The organism is Chryseobacterium sp. GVT01B (genome assembly GCF_019970045.1).
Classification (GTDB): domain Bacteria; phylum Bacteroidota; class Bacteroidia; order Flavobacteriales; family Weeksellaceae; genus Chryseobacterium.
On record NZ_JAHXYI010000005.1, the window covers coordinates 249,653 to 269,670 of the forward strand.

Annotated in this window: 16 protein-coding genes; 5 read left to right on the forward strand and 11 right to left on the reverse strand. The window is 36.4% G+C overall.

Features of this window, described 5'->3' with window-relative positions; genetic code table 11:
- Nucleotides 1-59 precede the first annotated feature (59 nt).
- On the reverse strand, nucleotides 60-575 hold the full coding sequence (locus LC457_RS13570) for a hypothetical protein (RefSeq protein ID WP_223600354.1): 516 nt from the start codon (nucleotides 573-575) through the stop codon (nucleotides 60-62).
- 306 nt (nucleotides 576-881) lie between these two features.
- Nucleotides 882-2,078, reverse strand: a complete 1,197-nt coding sequence (kbl, locus tag LC457_RS13575; protein ID WP_223600355.1) for a glycine C-acetyltransferase — start codon at nucleotides 2,076-2,078, stop codon at nucleotides 882-884.
- A 158-nt stretch (nucleotides 2,079-2,236) separates the two neighbouring features.
- Here kbl and LC457_RS13580 point away from each other — a divergent pair, with 158 nt between their 5' ends.
- Nucleotides 2,237-3,115, forward strand: a complete 879-nt coding sequence (locus tag LC457_RS13580) for a cupin-like domain-containing protein (protein ID WP_223600356.1) — start codon at nucleotides 2,237-2,239, stop codon at nucleotides 3,113-3,115.
- A gap of 66 nt (nucleotides 3,116-3,181) precedes the next feature.
- Here LC457_RS13580 and LC457_RS13585 read toward each other — a convergent pair whose 3' ends face one another.
- The 4 genes from LC457_RS13585 to LC457_RS13600 all read right to left on the reverse strand — a co-directional run bounded on the left by LC457_RS13585 (nucleotide 3,182) and on the right by LC457_RS13600 (nucleotide 10,556).
- On the reverse strand, nucleotides 3,182-5,110 hold the full coding sequence (locus LC457_RS13585; protein ID WP_223600357.1) for a M1 family aminopeptidase: 1,929 nt from the start codon (nucleotides 5,108-5,110) through the stop codon (nucleotides 3,182-3,184).
- Between the two features lie 83 nt (nucleotides 5,111-5,193).
- On the reverse strand, nucleotides 5,194-6,663 hold the full coding sequence (dacB, locus tag LC457_RS13590) for a D-alanyl-D-alanine carboxypeptidase/D-alanyl-D-alanine-endopeptidase (protein WP_223600358.1): 1,470 nt from the start codon (nucleotides 6,661-6,663) through the stop codon (nucleotides 5,194-5,196).
- 161 nt (nucleotides 6,664-6,824) lie between these two features.
- Complete coding sequence (gene priA / locus LC457_RS13595; RefSeq protein WP_223600359.1) at nucleotides 6,825-9,272, reverse strand: primosomal protein N'; 2,448 nt, start codon at nucleotides 9,270-9,272, stop codon at nucleotides 6,825-6,827.
- A 375-nt stretch (nucleotides 9,273-9,647) separates the two neighbouring features.
- Nucleotides 9,648-10,556, reverse strand: a complete 909-nt coding sequence (locus LC457_RS13600; protein WP_223600360.1) for an AEC family transporter — start codon at nucleotides 10,554-10,556, stop codon at nucleotides 9,648-9,650.
- 407 nt (nucleotides 10,557-10,963) lie between these two features.
- On the opposite strand from LC457_RS13600, the gene LC457_RS13605 reads away from it, so the two are divergent.
- Nucleotides 10,964-12,073, forward strand: a complete 1,110-nt coding sequence (locus LC457_RS13605; protein WP_223600361.1) for an alkene reductase — start codon at nucleotides 10,964-10,966, stop codon at nucleotides 12,071-12,073.
- A gap of 106 nt (nucleotides 12,074-12,179) precedes the next feature.
- Here LC457_RS13605 and LC457_RS13610 read toward each other — a convergent pair whose 3' ends face one another.
- The 5 genes from LC457_RS13610 to LC457_RS13630 form a co-directional block, all read right to left on the reverse strand.
- Nucleotides 12,180-14,645, reverse strand: coding sequence for a glycoside hydrolase family 2 protein (locus LC457_RS13610; protein WP_223600362.1), 2,466 nt, complete (start codon nucleotides 14,643-14,645; stop codon nucleotides 12,180-12,182).
- Complete coding sequence (locus LC457_RS13615; RefSeq protein WP_223600363.1) at nucleotides 14,638-15,024, reverse strand: GxxExxY protein; 387 nt, start codon at nucleotides 15,022-15,024, stop codon at nucleotides 14,638-14,640. The genes LC457_RS13610 and LC457_RS13615 overlap by 8 nt, the downstream gene beginning before the upstream one ends.
- Nucleotides 15,025-15,256: 232 nt before the next feature.
- A complete protein-coding gene (locus LC457_RS13620; RefSeq protein WP_223600364.1) occupies nucleotides 15,257-15,919 on the reverse strand; it encodes a copper homeostasis protein CutC in 663 nt (220 codons plus the stop codon).
- 19 nt (nucleotides 15,920-15,938) lie between these two features.
- Nucleotides 15,939-16,481: a hypothetical protein gene (locus tag LC457_RS13625; RefSeq protein ID WP_223600365.1), complete on the reverse strand. Its 543-nt coding sequence runs from the start codon at nucleotides 16,479-16,481 to the stop codon at nucleotides 15,939-15,941.
- A gap of 81 nt (nucleotides 16,482-16,562) precedes the next feature.
- Nucleotides 16,563-17,561: an isoaspartyl peptidase/L-asparaginase family protein gene (locus LC457_RS13630; RefSeq protein WP_223600366.1), complete on the reverse strand. Its 999-nt coding sequence runs from the start codon at nucleotides 17,559-17,561 to the stop codon at nucleotides 16,563-16,565.
- 109 nt (nucleotides 17,562-17,670) lie between these two features.
- On the opposite strand from LC457_RS13630, the gene LC457_RS13635 reads away from it, so the two are divergent.
- The 3 genes from LC457_RS13635 to LC457_RS13645 all read left to right on the forward strand — a co-directional run bounded on the left by LC457_RS13635 (nucleotide 17,671) and on the right by LC457_RS13645 (nucleotide 20,018).
- Nucleotides 17,671-18,276, forward strand: coding sequence for a Crp/Fnr family transcriptional regulator (locus LC457_RS13635; RefSeq protein WP_223600367.1), 606 nt, complete (start codon nucleotides 17,671-17,673; stop codon nucleotides 18,274-18,276).
- 222 nt (nucleotides 18,277-18,498) lie between these two features.
- Nucleotides 18,499-18,855: a DUF3302 domain-containing protein gene (locus tag LC457_RS13640; RefSeq protein ID WP_223600368.1), complete on the forward strand. Its 357-nt coding sequence runs from the start codon at nucleotides 18,499-18,501 to the stop codon at nucleotides 18,853-18,855.
- Between the two features lie 5 nt (nucleotides 18,856-18,860).
- Entirely contained in the window at nucleotides 18,861-20,018 is a 1,158-nt protein-coding gene (locus LC457_RS13645) for an HlyD family secretion protein (protein WP_223600369.1), read from the forward strand.

Below are 20,018 nucleotides of genomic sequence, written 5' to 3' on the forward strand. Positions count from 1 at the left end.
GAAAAAAAGAGAATTTAATCTAAAATCTTTAGCTTAAAATAATAAAGATTCAATATTTTTTAGAATTTGAAAATGAATTTCATATCAACATTAAAATTGAAACCCAAATTGGTGCCTTGCCGATTGGAATGATAATCAAAAGGAAGACCATCTACAGGAGCATAATCTTCTGCCTTTCCTGTCATATTAGTATAAGAAACATTTTTTTGTCTGATACCAAAGCCAATTTTAGGCATAAAGCCAAACCAGGAAGACTCTTTATGAAGCAAAATGCTGTAGTTGATATTTAATCCATCTTTGGTTCTTTTATAATCTGCTGAACTAAAGGAATAATAAACATCATTTTCGTCATAATATTTTCCTGAAATATTTTTCCCTGTTTGATTTAAATAGAAAACTTCTGCTGATACAAAATGCTTTAATCTTGATTGAGGTGCCAGACTGTAAAAAACTTCAGGCCTTATTTCAAAAACCCTGTTTTCCCCTTCAAAATTGCCAGTATCTACAGGAGTTATTTTGTCAGTTCCATAGGCCAATTCGCTTCCCACCCACCATCTTTCATTTATTTTCCGCATATAACCTATATTATAGCGTTGATCACGAAAAGGAGCAAAAGCACTTACAGTAAGTATTGATTTGTAATCATTAGATTGAGCATAAATTGTATTGAAAAAGCTAAAAAAAGCTAAAAGAAGTAAATATTTTTTCACAAAATGGCCATTAGAATTAGTGATCCAAATATATTATATTATCATCTATTCAGCAATAGCATTCATTTAATTACAAAAAATAGAGCACTGAATATTCTTTTCATAAAAAAACAGGATTTCTCTAAATAAGAAATCCTGTTTTTTATTCTACAAACGTAGAACTTTTTTATCTTAAGAAATAACTCCTAATTCTTTTCCAACCTTTTCAAAAGCAGCAATTGCTTTATCCAAATGTTCTTTAGTATGAGCAGCAGATAACTGTACTCTAATTCTCGCTTTTCCTTTCGGTACTACAGGATAGAAGAATCCGATTACATAGATTCCTTCATCCATAAGCTTTTCAGCCATTTTCTGAGAAAGAGGCGCATCGTAAAGCATTACCGGAACAATAGCAGCATCTCCGTCAGGAATATCAAAGCCTTTCGCTTTCATTTCTGTTCTGAAATATTCTGCATTTTCCATTACCTGATCACGAAGAGAGGTATTATCAGAAATCATATCCAATACTTTCAAAGCAGCTCCTACGATTCCAGGTGCCAGAGAGTTCGAGAACAAATAAGGTCTTGAACGCTGTCTCAGCATATCAATGATCTCTTTTTTACCGGAAGTAAAACCTCCTAAAGCACCTCCTAATGCTTTTCCTAACGTAGAAGTGATGATATCTACTCTACCCATTACTTCATTGGCTTCGTGAGTTCCACGTCCTGTTTTCCCGATGAAACCTGTTGCGTGAGAATCATCTACCATTACCAAAGCATCATATTTATCAGCAAGGTCACACACTCCTTTCAGATCTGCAACAATACCGTCCATTGAGAATACTCCGTCTGTTACGATAATTTTGAAACGGTGGTTCTTTTCAGTAGCAGCAATCAGTTGAGCTTCCAGATCCGCCATATTATTGTTTTTATATCTGTATCTCGCTGCTTTACAAAGACGAACACCGTCAATAATAGAAGCATGATTCAGTTCATCTGAAATAATAGCATCCTCTTCAGTAAATAAGGGTTCAAAAACACCACCGTTTGCATCAAATGCTGCCGCATAAAGAATAGTATCTTCAAGGCCTAAAAAGTCAGCGATTTTTTTCTCCAAATCCTTGTGAATATCCTGTGTTCCGCAAATGAAACGTACCGATGACATCCCATATCCATGAGATTGAATCATTTCCTGAGACGCTTTCATTACTTCCGGATGGTTGGATAATCCCAGATAATTATTCGCACAGAAGTTCAAAAGCTTTTTTCCGTTAGCTTCTATTTCTGCACTTTGCTGAGAAGTGATGATTCTTTCTCTTTTGTAAAGTCCGTCATTCTCAATATTCTGAAGTTCGTTCTGTAAATGTTGAAGGTATTTTTCAGAGATCATTTTTGGTAATTTTTTAGATGTGCTAATTTACTAAAAAGGCAGTAAAATAAAACCTTTTATATGTTTAATTCTAAAAAATCAATTCAGGTTTCAGTTTTAACATTATTAGTCTATAAATTCAGTAGGATAATATTTATATTTGTTTAAAATTTGAGAGTATGAGATTAAAGCCGGTACAAAAAATAAAGACCATCCATTCAGAAACCTTTATTAAGAACCATATGAAGCCGAGAATTCCAGTTATTATTGAAGATTTTATACATCCGGAAAGCCCTGCCTTCAAAAAATGGAATTACAAGTATTTCAAAGAAATTGCAGGAGATCATAGAGTAAATATTTACGGCAGTGAGCTTGATTCCCTTGACAGAGTCGCAAGTGATCCTATAGCACAAAGTACATTTTCAGAATATCTCGATCTTATACAGTCCACCCCTACTGAACACCGCCTTTTTTTATTTAATTTATTAAAAATAAAACCTGAACTTAAAAATGATCTTATCTACAATGATGTTACGGATGGTAAAATAATAAAATGGCTTCCTTTTATGTTTTTTGGAGGGGAAGGTTCCGTGACCAGAAATCATATTGACATTGATATGTCACACGTTTTCATTACCCAGTTTCAGGGAATCAAAAGAATATGGCTTTTTCCCTGGGAACAATCTGATTTTATGTATAAACTGCCATATAACTTCCACAGTCTTGCCCAAATAAAAAACCCAGACTACAGAAAATATCCTGCACTACTCTATTTAAATGGCTATGAAGCAGTGATTCATCCTGGTGAAACCCTTTATATTCCTTCCGGATGGTGGCATTATATTCAGTATGATACGGAAGGTTATTCCATCTCGGTGAGAGCCTTACCTTCAAGTCCTCTTGAAAAATGGAGAGGATTCAAGAACCTGGTTATTACAAGACATTTTGATAATCTCATGCGTAAACTGTTTAAAGAAAGATGGTTTGGGTATAAAGTAAAAATAGCCCGGAAGAGAGGAGCTAAAGCCGCCAGAAAACAAAGAAGCTTTCAGATCTGAAAGCTTCCTGTTGTTTTATCGTTAATGAAAAGTAAAATATGTATTGATATTTTACAGTCTTAAATTTTAATGTTTGATGAATTTGATACTTTTTTCATCAATGGTAATGAAATAAGTTCCCGGAACCAATTCTGAAATTCCGATCGCTTTGCCTGGCTGATAAGTTCCTTTTCCTACCAGTTTCCCATCTACTGCATGAATCGTAAAATCTGCAGCTCTGTTGATACCTTTCAGGTTAATTTCATTTTTTGCAGGATTTGGATAGAGCCCAAAGCTTTCTTTCTCAACAGAGGAAACACTTAAAGTATTATCCTGAGTAACGGTAGAGTTTTTCTCCAGAATCTGGTACTCATAATTGAACTGAACACTTGCAATAGGGAATGTCACAGATTCTAAAAAACTTTGGTTATTGGAAGTATTGTTAAGGACCAGATAAGCCGTTTGTCCTGAAGTTCCGGTTACTTTTATAGGCAAAGGCATTTCGAAAAAGCTCACCGCAGAACTGCTTTGGGTCTGAGAAACTTTAAATAAAGCCTGATTACCGCCCTGCATCCATTTTATAGTATAGGTAGGATATCCTTCCCCATACACCCAGTCATTAAAAAATCCTGTGAAATCTGTTCCGGTAGACTGAAACAAAGAAGCATTAAAATCTGCGGTACGCGCATAGCTGTAGGCTAAATTCGGTCTTGCATGATAATCTTTAAGAGCTTGATAAAATGCAGCATCACCTAATATCCACTTCAGCATTCTCAGCACATATCCACCTTTAGAATAAGACAGTCTGCTGTCAAATATTCTATTGATGCTGGAAAGTCCGCTGTCTGGCACATATACAGTTCCTGTTGTGCTTGCTGTAATATAATTGGATTGACCTTGCAGATAATTGAGGAACTCAGTATTGGTCATCAGTAACTTTTCATTGGCAACATGTTCCCCGAAAGTGGCAAAACCTTCATTCAGCCAGATATCATTCCATGCACCGCAGGTTACTTTATCACCAAACCACTGGTGAGTAAGCTCATGGGCAATCAACTGTTTGCTCCATCCTCCCATAGAAGACATGGTCTGATGTTCCATTCCTCCACCATACATAAATTCCATGTGTCCGTATTTTTCATTACGGAAAGGATAAGAACCAAAATAGGTTTCAAAAGTATCCATCACCTGCTTTGTCCAGTTGATATTGGCTATACTGGTTGCATTTGAATTGGTAGACGGATAAATATAGTTAACAAAAGGAAACGGAGGGTTTCCAATGGTATCAGTAAGCTTGACAAAGTTGGTAATTGACAACGCAATAAGATACGCCGGTGTAGGATACATCGTTCTCCAGAAGGTAAGCTTTGTAGATCCTGTAGGAAAAGTTTCAGACATCAGTTTTCCATTGGCAGCAACACTGTAATTGGATGGCGTTGTAATTTTGAAATCAAATCTATCAATTTTATCATTCAAACTTTGTTTTGTCGGAAACCAGTCCTGTGCACCATAAGGTTCATTTAAAGTAGAAAGTACCGGAACTCCGCTCTGCGTAGCTGTTGTAAAGGCTCCATTGGCACTAGATGGCATTCCTGAATAATGAATAGTCAGAGAATCCAGCGTATTGGCAGCTATTGGAGTCTGAAAGTCAATTTTCACTTCGTTGGAAGGAAGCTGCTGGAAAACAAGGTTGTTACCATGATATTTAACCTGAGAAACCGTTAAAGAAGTTGTCAGATCAAAATAAATGCTTCCCATACTCTGAGTTGGCTTAAAATGAGAAGTTACCGATCCGGAAATATTATTGGAAGCCGGATTGAGCGTAACATCCATTCTTTGATACTGTAAATCGTAATTCAGCGTATTGGGATTCGTATTTCCGATATTCATTTTTTGCGTAAAGGATTTTTTCTCTTTTTCGATCAATCCTTTCATATCGGTGTTTTGCTCATGCTTCTGGCCATAGAACTGTTGAGAAAATAAAAATCCCAACACCAAAAGGTACAATTTTGTCATGTTTAGAAAAATTTAATCAAATATAAAAAAAACCTTTTAATCAATGATTAAAAGGCTGTTATAATATATAAAATAAAAAATTTTTAAAGATCTAATGCAGGTTCCAGAATTTTCTCCATTCTCTTTTTCACCATATCTACCGACCCGGAATAGTTATTTACCATTAAAGAAAACACCAATGTCTTCCCGGAATTCGTCTTCAGATAACCTGCTAAAGTTTTTACTTTATTCAAAGTTCCTGTTTTTGCAAAAACCTGTCCGTTACCTCCACCAATGAACATTCTTTTTAACGTTCCGGATTGTCCTCCGATTGGTAAAGAAGTCAGATAGGATCTATAATATTTCTGATCCATCAAAGAGGTTAGAAATTTCGCCTGGGAAATAGGCGTTACATTATTGCTTCTTGAAAGTCCGCTTCCATCCATATAAGTAAGACCATTCATATCAAAACCTGCATCCTTCAGGTGATTTGTCACCACAATTCTTCCTGATTCTGAAGTCTGGTCACCCATTTTCTGATAACCAACGGTTCTTAATAAAGCTTCTGCCAATGAATTATCACTGTGTTGATTCGTATAATAAATAATGTCACTTAAAGTTGGAGATTTATAAGCTGAAAGCATTTTTCTGCCTTCCGGAGCTGCATCTGTTATTTTCGGACTTACTTTTCCGGTAACAGGAATTCCGCTTTTTACCAAAGTTGTTCTGAAAGAATTGGCAAGATATGCCGGAGCATCAGGAAGTTTGGTTGTTAAAGCACCGTTTCCTTCATATTTATCAGCATATACCATCTGATGATTGTAAGGAGAAACATAGAAAAATTTCTTATCCGTAGAGAAACTTCCTTTTTTAACAATCAGTTTTTCGTTAGCCGGGTTAATATCACGGGTACTTCCTGCAGGCAGATAATAATTATTGTTTTCCAACCATACAACATTTTCCGGAAGCACTGAAATATTGCCTTTGAAAAGCGCTGTCTGAATGATAATATCACCATTTACCTTTTTGATTCCCTCTCTTGAAACTCCACCCACGAAATCTGAAATAATATCTCTGTAAGATGATGCACCTGCTTTGTTTGTTCCCAAAGAAGGGTCACCACTTCCTATGACATAAAGATTTCCATTTAAAACTCCATTTTCATCTATAGTTCCTGAATACTCAAGCTGAGTCATCCAACGGTAGTTTTCGCCCAGCAGGTTTAATGCTGTTTCCGTTGTAAGAAGCTTTGTAGTAGAAGCAGGTACTAAAGGAGTATTTTCATTGTACGAAGAGATTACTTTCTTCGTTTTCGGATCGTACACTACGAATCCCCAGCTTGCATTTTTCAGCACAGGATCCGCCATCATTGTGTTCACATTAATATCTACAAGTTCTTTTGCTGACAAAACAGTTTTCTCCACCATCGTACTAACGGGTGAAGGCAGGTTTAAACTGCTTTTCTGACTGTCATAATTCTGAGAATAAAGAACGGTAGAAACGGTAGATTGAGCCAGGAAAAGACCAGAAGCCAACACCGCCGCACTTGAAATATATTTTCTGAAATTTACCATCTATCTTCTTTTTGTTCTATAGTTTTGACGCTATAAAAAATGACAGGTTAAATCATTCAATTAAAGAGCCAAACACTTAATCAACGTCCAAAAGTAGAAATTATTGTCATATAACGGACCACTGACCCGTTATAAAAGAGTGTAAAGTTTGTTAAAAATTGTTAAAAATCAACAAAAACGTCTTTTTTAATGCTTTGATATGCAGTGATTTCATCAAATTCTTTCAAACTTATTAAAACCAGGTTTTTGAATTTCTCATAGTTTTTCCCGCGGGGAAGTTTAAGCATAATCTGGAACTGATACAGATTATTCAGCCTTGCAATCTGAGCTCTTTCAGGGCCTAAAACACAATCTTCCGGAAGATATTTTCTTAAAATGGAGCCCAGGAACTGAGACGCCCTGTCTACTTTATCCTCTCTCCTGTGTTTCATTTCAATCATAATCAGCTTCGTAAAAGGCGGATAATGGAATTTCTGGCGTTCGGTAAGGATATATTTATAGATCTTCGCAGGATTATTCATCTTGATCAGCTGGAATACAGAATGATCAGGATTAAAGGTCTGAATGAGGATTTTCCCTTTCCCTGAAACCCTTCCGGCTCTTCCTGAAACCTGCGTGATCAGCTGATACGCTCTTTCTTCAGCTCTGAAATCCTGTACATATAATAAGGAATCTGCTTTTGGAATAGTAACGAGTTCAATATGATCAAAATCCAGTCCTTTTGAAATCATCTGAGTTCCTACGATAATGTCTGTTTCTCCGTCTTCAATCTTTTCATACAGTTTTTCGTAGGCAAATTTCTTACGCATAGAATCCACATCCATTCTGTCTACCTCATTTTCCGGAAACAGTTTGGAAACCTCTTCATGAATCTGCTCTACACCCACTCCTCTTTCGTTCAGCTTTTCAGAATTGCATTTCGGGCAGGTTTTCGGTTTTGAAGCTCTTTGTCCGCAGTAATGGCATTTCATTTCGTTCGCTGCCTTGTGATAGGTCATCACCACATCACAATTGGAGCAGTAATTGACATAGCCACAGCTTTCACATTCTATGACATTGGAATAGCCACGACGGTTATGGAGAACGATTGCCTGATTCTTTTCATCAACTGTCTTTTTAATCTCTTCAACAAGTTTCAAAGAGAAATTTCCGGAAACTTTTTTAGAATCCAGCGCTTCTTTGAAATTGATCAGTTCATATTCCGGCAGATTCACATTCCCGAATCTTTCATTCAGGAAAATATATCTCATTTTATCTTTTCTGGCTCTGTAGTAGCTTTCGACAGAAGGTGTTGCAGATCCAAGGATTACTCCCGCATTGTAAAATCCACCCAACACCAAAGAGGCATCTTTCGCATTGAAATAAGGAGAGACTTCTCTTGGTCTGTACGCAGAATCGTGTTCTTCATCTACAACAATAAGTCCCAGATTCTGATAAGGTAAAAACAATGCATTACGGGTTCCGATCAGAATACGGATGTCATTCTGCCTAATTCTTCTCCAGACTTCTACCCTTTCAAAATCTGTCAGTTTCTGGTGGTAAAAACCTAGCTGTCTGCCATATTTTTTTTCTAATCTCTGCGTAATTTGTTTGGTAAGGGAAATTTCAGGAAGTAAAAACAGAACGTTTTTTCCTTCTTTGATACATTCCTCAATTTTTTCTAAATAAATATGCGTTTTTCCTGATGAAGTTACCCCATGAAGCAGCACATTTTTTCCTTCTTCAAAAGCTTGATCAATCTCAGATTTAGCAACTTTTTGCTGTTCAGAAAGTTCTTCCAGCTCTTCAATTTCTCCTTCATAGCTTTCAATTCTGTCTTTCTGCATGTAGTATTCCTCCACAAAACCTTTATCTGCTAAAGGTTTGAAATGAGAACTTCCAAAATAACCGTCCTCAAACAATTCAGATTTTTTGATATGGGCATCAGGATTTTCCGTCTGCTTTTCTAAAATAAGAAGGAACAGGTCTTTTTGCTTTTGGGCTCTGTTTAGTTTTAAAAGAATTTCCGTAAGATTCTGATTAGCCAAAACCTCATCCTTAATTTTTACGTAAGCAACTTCTTTAGCTTTATATTTTTCAGCAATTTTTTCATCAATTTCAATATACTGAAGATCAATCAATGAATTGATGGTCTTGATAATATCCTTTTTAGGAATAAATGCCTCAATATCCGTCAGGTTAATCAGTTGTCGTACTTCAAGTGCCTGAATCAGGTACATTTCATTGACATCCAGGTTTTCAAAATCAACTACTATTCCTGGTTTTAATTTTAAATAAGTTTCACTTTCCAGCTTCAAAGAAGAAGGGAATGAAAACCTGTAAATTTCACCAAGACTGCACAGATAATACTCCGAAAGCCAGTTCCAGAAACGGATCTGTTCTTCAGGAACAATCGGCTTATCATCCAACATGCTGATAATTTCTTTAGCAGTAAAATTTTCCGGCGCGTTGTCGTGAAGCTCAAATACAATTCCCGTATAGATTTTCTTTCCGCCAAATGGTACCAGAACGCGCATTCCGGCTTGAATTTCGGACATCATTTCTTCGGGAACTTTATAAGTAAAAGATCCTTTGAGGTTCAGTGGTAAAACAATTTGAGCGTATTGCAAGGGAAATATTTAAAGTGTAAAATTAGATTTTTCTTCAGAGAACTGCAACTTTGTGGAGATTCTTTCGTCTTCGTTTAATAGACATTTAAACCCTACATTTTCAGGTATCATTCTGTCATTCCACAGAAATTTGCAAAAAAAACAATAATAATTTAATAGGAACGGACTTTAGTCCGTTTGATAAAAATTAAAATTTCAATTGGCTTTAGCCAAAACTTATATTATAACGCGATGCTCACAAAGATGCTATGAATAGTTTTCAATTCGTTCGCAAGGACGTTTTACTCAGCAAATGTATTCCTAAGGAATGACAAAGTGTGCGGATAAAAGAACTGCACAAATTCAGAAAGTCTATAAGAAAGAATCCATCAATGGTTAAAACAGCAATTGGGTCATCTCATACCAAAATGCGGAGGTAAAAAATCCTACAATGATACTGACTCCGATGATCAGATTGGTCAGTTTTGTATTAAGTCTGAACTGTTCTGCGATGATACTGGAGGTAACCAATGTAGGCATCGCCGCTTCAAATACGGTAATTTTAGCCACATCTCCTTTTATTCCCAGTAATAAAGCCATTCCCAAAACAATTGCCGGTGCCAGAATAAGCTTGTAAAGCATTGACATTGACATCTGAGGAATCAGTTTTTTCCATCCGTTAAATTTCAGCTGCAGTCCAACCGAAAACAAAGCTAATGGACTTACCGTAGCTGCAAGCTTATCAAAAAACGGTTCTGCAACGGTAAAATCAATAAACCGCGACAATAGCAGAGCGGAAATACAACCGATTAACGGAGGAAATGTAATGAGTCTTTTTAAAATAAATACTGCGCTTACTTTTCCTGATCTGCTTCCACCTTTTACTGCAGCAATAATTCCAAGAGTAGAAAGAGCAAAGAACATCGTTTGATCACAAATAATGGCAATACTCAGAAGCCCTTCTCCATAAAATGCACTGATTAAGGGAAATCCTATGAATGATGTATTGCTGTAACCGCTTGCCAGTTCTAAAGTACTTCTGGAACGCCTTGAATACCCCCTGCTCTTACTATAAAACATCATAAAGAAGAAGCAGAACACAGAAATTAAAAATGTGGCTGCTATCGGAAACAGCATTTCTGTTGTCCATTTTACTTTAGGCAGATATTTAAACGAAACTGCCGGAAGAGCAAGATAAAGAATCCAGGTATTGATACCCTTGTGAGCATCGGGGTGGATAGATTTTGTTGCTTTGAATATCATTCCTGCAATAATGCAAACTGCAATCAGAACAAAATTTACCATAACTGTAAAGAAATATGATGCAAATTTACGGCTGATTTTTGAGTTGGAAGGGTAAAATTTATATTTTTTTGAGTACAATTCCGGTATAGTAGAATATCAAATCCGATACAGAGAAAGCTCTTTTCATTTATTACAAAGCCTTGATGGATTTCTTTTTCACCCATCCAACAAACAAATCTTATTCTTCTTATCAATCTCAATTTAAATTTCAAACTATTAGTTTTATAATAAATAACTATATTTTAAATAATTTTTATAATAATAAATTCTGACGGAAATTTGTATTGTTGATAAGAGATAAGATATTAACTGGAAACAAATCAGTGAAAATATTTTTTAGAAACACATTTGTAAAATAATAAAACAAGACCAATTATCTCATTTTTTTATAACTAAAATTTCAAACAATGAATATTAATATTTTTAAAGAAGCAAGTATAGGTTCCTTAGACCTTAAAAACAGAATTGCAATGGCTCCCATGACCAGAGCCAGAAATGAAGACGGGATTCCTAAAGATTTCAATGCTGAATATTATGCACAACGTACCGGCACAGGATTGATCATTACAGAAGGTACTGCGATCTCTCCAACGTCAAAAGGAGTACTTCATATTCCGGGATTATATACTGATGAGCAGGTAGAAGGCTGGAAACTCGTGACTGATGCTGTACATCAGAAAGGAAGCAAAATTTTCACTCAATTATGGCATGTGGGGCGTGTTTCTCATGTAACGATCCAACCGGACGGACAAGCTCCTGTTTCTTCTTCTGATATTCAGGCAGGTGAAACGCATGCATGGGGATATGATGAGAACGGAAAAGAAGGTTTTGTTATTAATTCCAAACCACGAGCATTGGCAACTGATGAAGTAAAACAGATTGTTCAGGACTTTACTACAGCAGCGGTAAATGCTGTAAGAGCTGGTTTTGACGGAATTGAACTTCATGGAGCCAACGGATATCTTATTGAACAGTTCCTGAACCCGTTTGTGAATACCCGTAATGATGAATATGGCGGAAGTATAGAAAATCGCTCCCGTTTTTTACTGGAGATTGTAGATTCTGCGATTGCAGCGATTGGCGCTGATAAGGTAGCCATCCGTTTAACTCCTTATGGCGGATTGTACGAAATGCCTTATTACGATGAGATAGAAGCTACTTATGAGTATTTAGCGAAAGAGCTTTCAAAGAGAAATATCGTTTACGTTCATATTATGGATCAGAAATCTAGAGGGAGTTTTGCTTTACCGGAAGATTTTATGAAACGTTTCAGAAACTGGTATGATGGAGTGATTATTCTTGCAGGAGGTATGGACAGAGAAAAATCTGAAAAACTGATCAATGAAGGCTTAATTGATATTGCAGCATTCGGGGAAGCTTTTATTTCCAATCCTGATCTTGTGGAAAGACTTGAAAACAACTGGGAACTCACTCCTCCAAAAAGAGAACTTCACTACGGACTTACCATGGAAGGGTATCTGGACTGGGAAGTATACAATAAGCAAGAATCAAACTAACATAATTACTGTTTAAATTTCACTATATTATCAAAAAAGAGCTATCATAATGGACAGCTCTTTTTATTTTATGGATCATTCCGTATTAATATTCTGAAAATTATCTTTAGTTTTTCATTACATCCCAAAGACTCATCACCTCTACATTTCCCAAAGGTTTTGAGAGCGTTATTCTTTTTAAAGTTCCCGGCAGCAGATCAAAAAAATTATCGCTGAAATGAGTATCTCCTATTAAATAAACATCTTTTGCCAGAACATCTGTTGATATTTCAATTTCAGCTGGTGATATTTTTCTGATTTTGATATTTGGTTTTGAAAGTTTCAGGTCTTTCGGTTTATTAAAAAAGAAGAGTTTTTGAAATGATGCATCCTTTTCGGAACTGATCTTTAAAACAGCTTCAGACAGATTAAACTGTGCCAATTCTGATTTATTTATGCTTCTTATTTTCTTACTTACATCAGCATTTACAACGTCTGACTGATTGGCTTTCCAAAGTGTTTTTCCTTTAAAATCAATGAGCTCAAACTTCGTATCCACTTTCATTTCTTTCATAAGGTCACTTATCAGATAAACGTCATAGCTTGTATTGGTTTCCGCTATTGATACCAAAACGGGTTCAAAGCTTCTTTTTGCCTGATAATGGAAGGCTTTCCAGTTTCCGAGATAATCAATGGAAGACCATGAAACGACAGGCCAGCAGTCATTGAGCTGCCAATACAGTGTTCCCATATTGTAAGGTTTTGCACGGCGGTGAGCCTCAATGGCAATCTGCATACCTCTAGCCTGCAGCAGCTGTGAAACATAATTATACTGTACAAAATCTGTTGGAACTTTATAATCACGTTTCAGGTATTCATTAATGATCTCCCAACCTCGGGCATGCTTTTCATGTGCTTTGATTGTTGAATTTTGCAAATTTAAATCCGGAGTTCCTGAAAACATGGATTTTGTAGTTTCAAGACTTGGCGTTCCCTGAAAACCATATTCAGACATGAAACGTCCTACTTTTTCGTTGTAAATTTCAAATGGTTGCTCTCCCCACCAAACACCCCAATAGTGAGAATCTCCTTCTGTAAGGCTTTCTTTATGCCCCCAACCGATAGATGGCGAACTTGGCCAGTATATATTTTTATCTGACTTCAGGTTTTCTGCCAATGCATTGGGAATGACATCATGGAATAACTTTTTATAGTCTTTCCAAACCTGCAGTGAATCATTTTTTGAATAGTTGAACTGTTTCTGATATCCCCAGTTGACAATAGCTTCATCAATTTCATTATTCCCGCACCACAATGCAATGGACGGATGATTCTGAAGTCTGTTGACCTGATCTTTTACTTCTTCTTTTACATTGTTTAAGAATGCTTCATCTGCAGGATAAAAACTTCCTGCAAACATAAAATCCTGCCAAACCAAAATTCCGTTTTCATCACAGGCTTTGTAAAATTCATCATCTTCATAAATACCACCACCCCAGATACGAATCATATTCATATTGGCGTCTTTGGTATCTTTGATCAGTTTCTGATATTTTTCTTTGGTCATTCTGGGTGAAAAACTGTCTCCCGGAATCCAGTTGGTTCCTTTGATATACAATGGATTTCCATTCACTTTGAAATAGAACGACTTTCCTTTTTCGTCTTTTTCCTGAACCAATTCTACAGTTCTCAATCCTATCCTGATGTCTTTAACATCAATATTTTTAAGGTCTTTTGAAAGTTTTATTTTAAAATCATAAAGATTAGTTTCGCCACGTCCGTTAGGCTGCCAAAGTTTCATCCCTTTTGTTTCATAAGGAACCGTAATGGTATTAATCCCTTTTTTTAAAGTTATTTTTTTGTGGATTTTATTAAGATCTAAGGTGTAGTCTCCTGCATCTTGAGCATAAATTTCTACTTCAAAATGTAAATCAGAGGCTTTTTCGGAGTTACTCTGAATATCTTTAACGGTAATAATTTTGGCATTATTCCAGAATTCTAATGCGACATCTTTCCAGATTCCGGCGGTAACCAATCTTGGTCCCCAATCCCATCCGAACTGATACTGTGCTTTTCTTACAAAACTTCTTGGCGATTCCGGCATGGTAAACGGAACTTTTTTAGCCAGTTCTTTTCCGGTATTGACAGCAGATTGAAACTTAATCTGTAATGCATTATTACCCGGTTTCAGATATTGTTTCACAGGAATATTCCATTTCCTGAACATATTATCTGTTTTCTTCAGCAGTTTACCATTAAGATAAATTTCTGAGAATGTATCCAGCCCATTAAAGACCAAATCAATATTATCATTTTTCAATTCCTGAGATGAAACCGTAAATTGAGTCTGATAGTCCCAATCTTCATTTTCCACCCATTGTACTTTCTTTTCATTTTCATCTTTGTAAGGATCAGGAATGACCTTGTTATCCATTAAATCCAAATGAACGGTTCCCGGTACTTTCGCAGGAAGCCAGTTCTGATCTTTTGAATTTTTAAACTGCCAGTTCTCAGAAGACAAGTTTCTTTGGGAAAACTGTGCACATAGGATATTCTGCATAAAAAGGAAAGCAAAAAGGATCGTTCTATTCATCAATAAATTTGTTTACAATTCTATGGATTCCATATTTAATAAGTTCATTATTAAAATTAATAAGTAATCCCAATTTTATATTAGTCTGTTTCAGATAGGTCAATACCTGTGAGTGAAAAATAGGATGTAATTCTACTACAGATTTCACTTCTACAATGACTTTATCTTCTACAATCAAGTCAATTCTGTATGCATTTTCTATAAATACTTCTTTATACTTTAAAGGTAAGGATAACTGTTGCTTAACACTAAGTCCCTGCATTTTTAGTTCATAAGCTAAAGCTGTTTCATATGCATTTTCTAACAAACCCACTCCTAAGGTTTTATGTACTTCTATAGCAGCTCCTATTATTTTGTAGGATAATTCGTTTTCGGTCATTCATTTGTGTGTTTGTATTTTAATTATTTACTTTAAACGCAAAGTATTTATTTCTGTTATCGAATATTTTAAGGGAGCTAAGGCAGAATCGATTTTCAATCGATTGTATGAAGTTGCTGTTTTTATCCATAAGCTTAATCAGCGGCTTTGCCGCATTTCTTTGCTTCCTCAAATTATATTACAGTTTTATTTTTAAACTTTGCGTTTAAATTACTTTCAAAATATAGCTAGATTACTTACTCTTCAACGCAACCACTTCAGCCGGGTTCGCAAAAGCACCACCATCCGTAATGGCTGAGGAATGGAAATACCCTGCATTGGTAACAGCTCTTATTTCTTCAATATTGGATGAACGAAGTCCGCCTCCAACAAGGATTTCTATTCTTCCATTGGAAAGCTCAACCAGTTTTTTCAGATTTTCTTTTCCTTCTGATACATTGGGTTTCTGGCCAGAGGTAAGAATGGTTGTAAAGCCACATTCAATTACTTTTTCTAAAGATTCTTCCAGGTTTGCAGTACGGTCAAAGGCACGGTGAAACGTACATGGAAGCGGAGCAGCTAATTCAACCAAAGCTTTATTCTGTTCAACATTAACCTCATCATTTTCGTTGAGAATACCAAATACAAAACCGTCTGCCTGTAAAGATTTCAGATGAACCAGATCATTTTTCATCTGTTCAAATTCTGAATCCGAATAGGTAAAATCACCTCCTCTGGGGCGGATCATTACAAAAATCGGGATATTAATTTTTTCACGAAGCTTTTTCATCGTTTCAAAGTCGGGAGTGGTTCCTCCTTCACTTAGGCCGTCACATAATTCTATTCTGTCTGCTCCGTTTTCAAAAGCAATCATTGCTGATTCAGGATTAAAGCACGCTATTTCTATTTTTGACATTGTATGTATCTGTTTAATTCTACTTTGGTTCGTCCTGCAATACATCTGCGATCAGAAAAGAACCGTTTTGTTTTACTACTTTTATTACTGACGGATATTTAGCTTTAAAACTATTATCAGTCAACACTACATTAAAGATATATTCATCTTTTGAGGAAGATTTTAAATCACAGCTCCCGACTTCAATTTTATCCCAGTCCTGCGCTGTAATCAGGAAACCCACTCCAATTCCTGCTTTATTGGTATCAAATTTCGATTTCCATTTATCCTGAAATTCTTTTTCAGTCAGACTTCCATCTACGTCCATATCTACATTCGTTGCATCTGTTTTATACTCGAAATAGTCTTTGGTTGTGATCTTCTGCATATTCTTTTCTTCACTTCCGATATCAGCTTTAAAGTAGTTCACAATGCTTGTCTTCAGCCATTTTTGGGCTTCTTCTGCTTCATTGGACTCATTATTTAAAACTACTTTTTCTTGTATCTGCTGTGTTTTAATCTCCTTCTTTTCTTCCTTGCAAGCAATAATGAGAAATAAGGAAGCGATGATTGTTCTTTTCATATTCTAAGTTTTGGCTAAAGCCAATAGGTCTTCATTGATTTGTTTAAATGGGCTAAAGCCCATTTCTATTGAATTTTTTAATTATTTCAAAGCAAATTCAGGTTTTTCAAGGCGGTTTCCTTTCTGATCATACACGGCAAAATTGAATCCGTCCTGAATACAATAAGATCCATATTCTCCCTGTTTATTGATCGCAATAAAACCTACCTGAATATCTTTCAGGTTTTTGTTTCTTCTCTGATTAATTTTCACAATTCTTTCCACTGCTTCTTTGCACGCTTCCTGCGGGTTTCTGCCTTGTCTCATCAGTTCCACCACAAGATGGGTTCCTACCGTTCTTATGACTTCTTCACCATGGCCTGTTGCTGTAGCTGCTCCTACTTCATTATCTACGAACAGACCTGCTCCGATAATTGGGGAATCTCCTACTCTGCCATGCATTTTAAAGGCCATTCCGCTGGTTGTACATGCACCGGAAAGGTTTCCCTGAGCATCCAATGCGATCATTCCAATGGTATCGTGGTTTTCAATATTGGCAATGGGTTTATACTGGCTGGTTTTTAACCATTCTTTCCATTCTTTTTCAGATTCCGGAGTAAGAAGATTTTCTTTTTTAAATCCCTGCGAAAGGGCAAACTGCAATGCTCCATCGCCTACCAGCATCACGTGGGGTGTTTTTTCCATTACTGCTCTGGCAACAGAAATAGGGTTTTTCACATGCTCCAGACATGCTACCGAACCAATATTATAATTTTCATCCATGATACAGGCATCCAACGTTACTCTTCCATCTCTGTCCGGACGGCCACCATATCCTACACTTCTTTCTTTAGGATCTAATTCTACAAGGCGAACTCCTTTTTCAACCGCATCCAAAGCTTTTCCTCCTTTTCCTAGGATTGTCCATGCTTCTTCATTAGCTTTTAATCCGAAATTCCAGGTAGAAAGGACAATCGGTTTGTTGACAGCTTTAGCAGTGGGTTCGGGTAATTCAGCAGCCATCAGGTCTAATGGATTTACGGCAAGTGCGGCTGTTGCAATTCCCAGTTTTTTTATAAAACTTCTTCGGTTATTGTTCATGGTATCTCAAATTGTATAATGCTCACAAATCTAAAAAAAACTTCCATGAAATCCTCATGGCTGCTCAATGAATATCTGTGTATTATTTTTATTTATCTTTACTGCTGTAATGGACTCATTTAAAACTTTCAGAAATATCTCTTTCTTTCAGGAACTCTCTGATGAGGAAATTACTATTTTGGTCAATATCAGTACCCCAAAACTGCTCCGAAGAAAAGAGAAGCTGGCAGAACCCGGTAAGTCTTTCAATCAATTATTTATTCTTTCCCATGGATTATTAAGGTTTTTCTTTGATGATGAAAACGGGGTTGAAAGCAATCTTTTTCTCCCTTCTGAAAAGGAAGCTGTCATTATGGAAAGCCCGGAATCTTATGCTAATGAAAACGAAGGAAAATACACGATAGAAGCCGTACTGGAAAGCCAGATTTTCCTGTTCAACAAGAGTGAATTTGAAGAAGCCGCTTTTCAGCACAGAGGTATTTATAATGTGTATCTCAAATCTTTAAAACAGATTATCAGCACATTAAAAGTACGTACAGAACAGTTTTGCTCTACTTCTCCGCACTCTCGATATGAAGAGTTTCTGGAAACCCGCCCTTTTACTTCACAGAATGCCAACAGAAAGTATATTGCCAATTTTCTGGGCATTACTCCCAATTCTCTCTCGAGGATGACAGCCCGCATCCATAAAAAAAGGAACGAAAGAAAAAAATAACTTAGGAATACTTTTTCTCACTTTATTCACTCTATTTTTGCTTACTGAAAATACTGTTACCCAAACAATTAAAAGCAAAATGAGAAAAATATCATCTAAAAAGACACCTTATTGTTGAATCATCTTTAATCTTTCTTAAGATTCATAGTAACCAAGCGTATAATTACTGACGGCCGGTTACCACCTTGTTTACATTTCATTATTACCTTATACAATTATTTTATGCAAAGAACATCCTTACTTCTTTGCCTGTTATTTTCATGCAATTTTGTTCAGGCATCAACAGGCAATTTAGAAGACAATATAGCGAATGCTGCATCATGGTTAATTTTACTTGTTTTACCTCTTGCAGGCATTTATCTCTTCTGGAAAGTTCATATTTATCCGGAAAAAGTAGCAGAAAAAAAGAAACATCCTCAACTGAACGCCATAAAAAGTATGTGCCTCCTTTCCCTTGTTTTTGGAGGCCTTTTATGGCCGGTTGCTTTAATCTGGGCCAACTATGATTATGGCAGCCAAAATGCACCTGAAGAAGATACGGAAATCACAGAAGAAGAATTTAAAACCCTCGAAAATTAAAAAACATGCTTGAATTACTAGTCGCAATATATGCCGGAATATGCTGGCTTCTTATTAAAAAATTAAAACTAATCCCCTGGACCTTTACCACACAGGTGGTAGTATATTCACTACCTATCTTCGGATCTATTGCTTTGATATTAAGCTTAAATTACTACTGCCCTATTACATCTGATGTAAAAGTAGGAAACCGAAGTGTGGATATTACCACTCAGGTTTTAGGAAAAGTGAAAAAGGTATATGTAACGACCAACCAGGAAGTAAAGAAAGGAGATACCTTATTTGTACTGGACAGAGAGCCTTATGTACAGGAAATAAAATCTTTGGAGGCCAAACTAAGCAATATGAAAGCTACGGTAAGTTCTTATAATACAGATATCTCAGCTTCCAGAAAAAATATTGCAGGTTTACAGTCACAACTGGATCTGGCTAATAAAAGAGTAGCTCAGTATAAGGAACTGGTGGAAGCCGGAGCAGCCAACAGATTTGATCTTGAGCAGGCTGTTACCAATGTAAATGATCTCCAATCCAGAATCAGTGCCGCACAGTCACAGCAGCAATCTTTGGAAACGAAGTCCAATGCATCTTATGGTGGAGAAAATTCTTCAGTATCTGAAATTCAGGCAAAACTGGACCAGGCAAAATGGAACCTTTCGCAAACCGTTGTTCTTGCTCCTACTGATGGAGTGATTCCCAATGTTCAGCTGAATGAAGGAGCGATCATGGCACCTTTTAAATCTGCATTCGTACTGATTCAGAAGCAGCAGTCTGTGATTGGATTTTTTGCCCAGAACGAACTGGAAACGGTAAAAAAAGGTAATGAGGTTGAATTAGCTCTTAAAACAGAACCGGGAAAAGTTGTGAAAGCCAGACTTGAATATGTAATTGATGCTACCAGCCAGGGAATTATGAATAATGCAGGAGGAATGCTTGGGGGAAACGGTTCTACAGCGGGACTTCCTGACACAGCCAGACAATTGCCTGAAACGGATGGAAAACTTATTGCCAAGTTTGTATTGGAAGACAATCAGAAACAGCTTACCGTTGGTGCAAGAGGAACGGCTGTCATTTATTCTGACCATATCAAACCACTTCATCTCATCCGAAAAGTAATGGTACGTGTCAACAGTAAAATCAACTATCTGATTCCTAAACTTCATTAA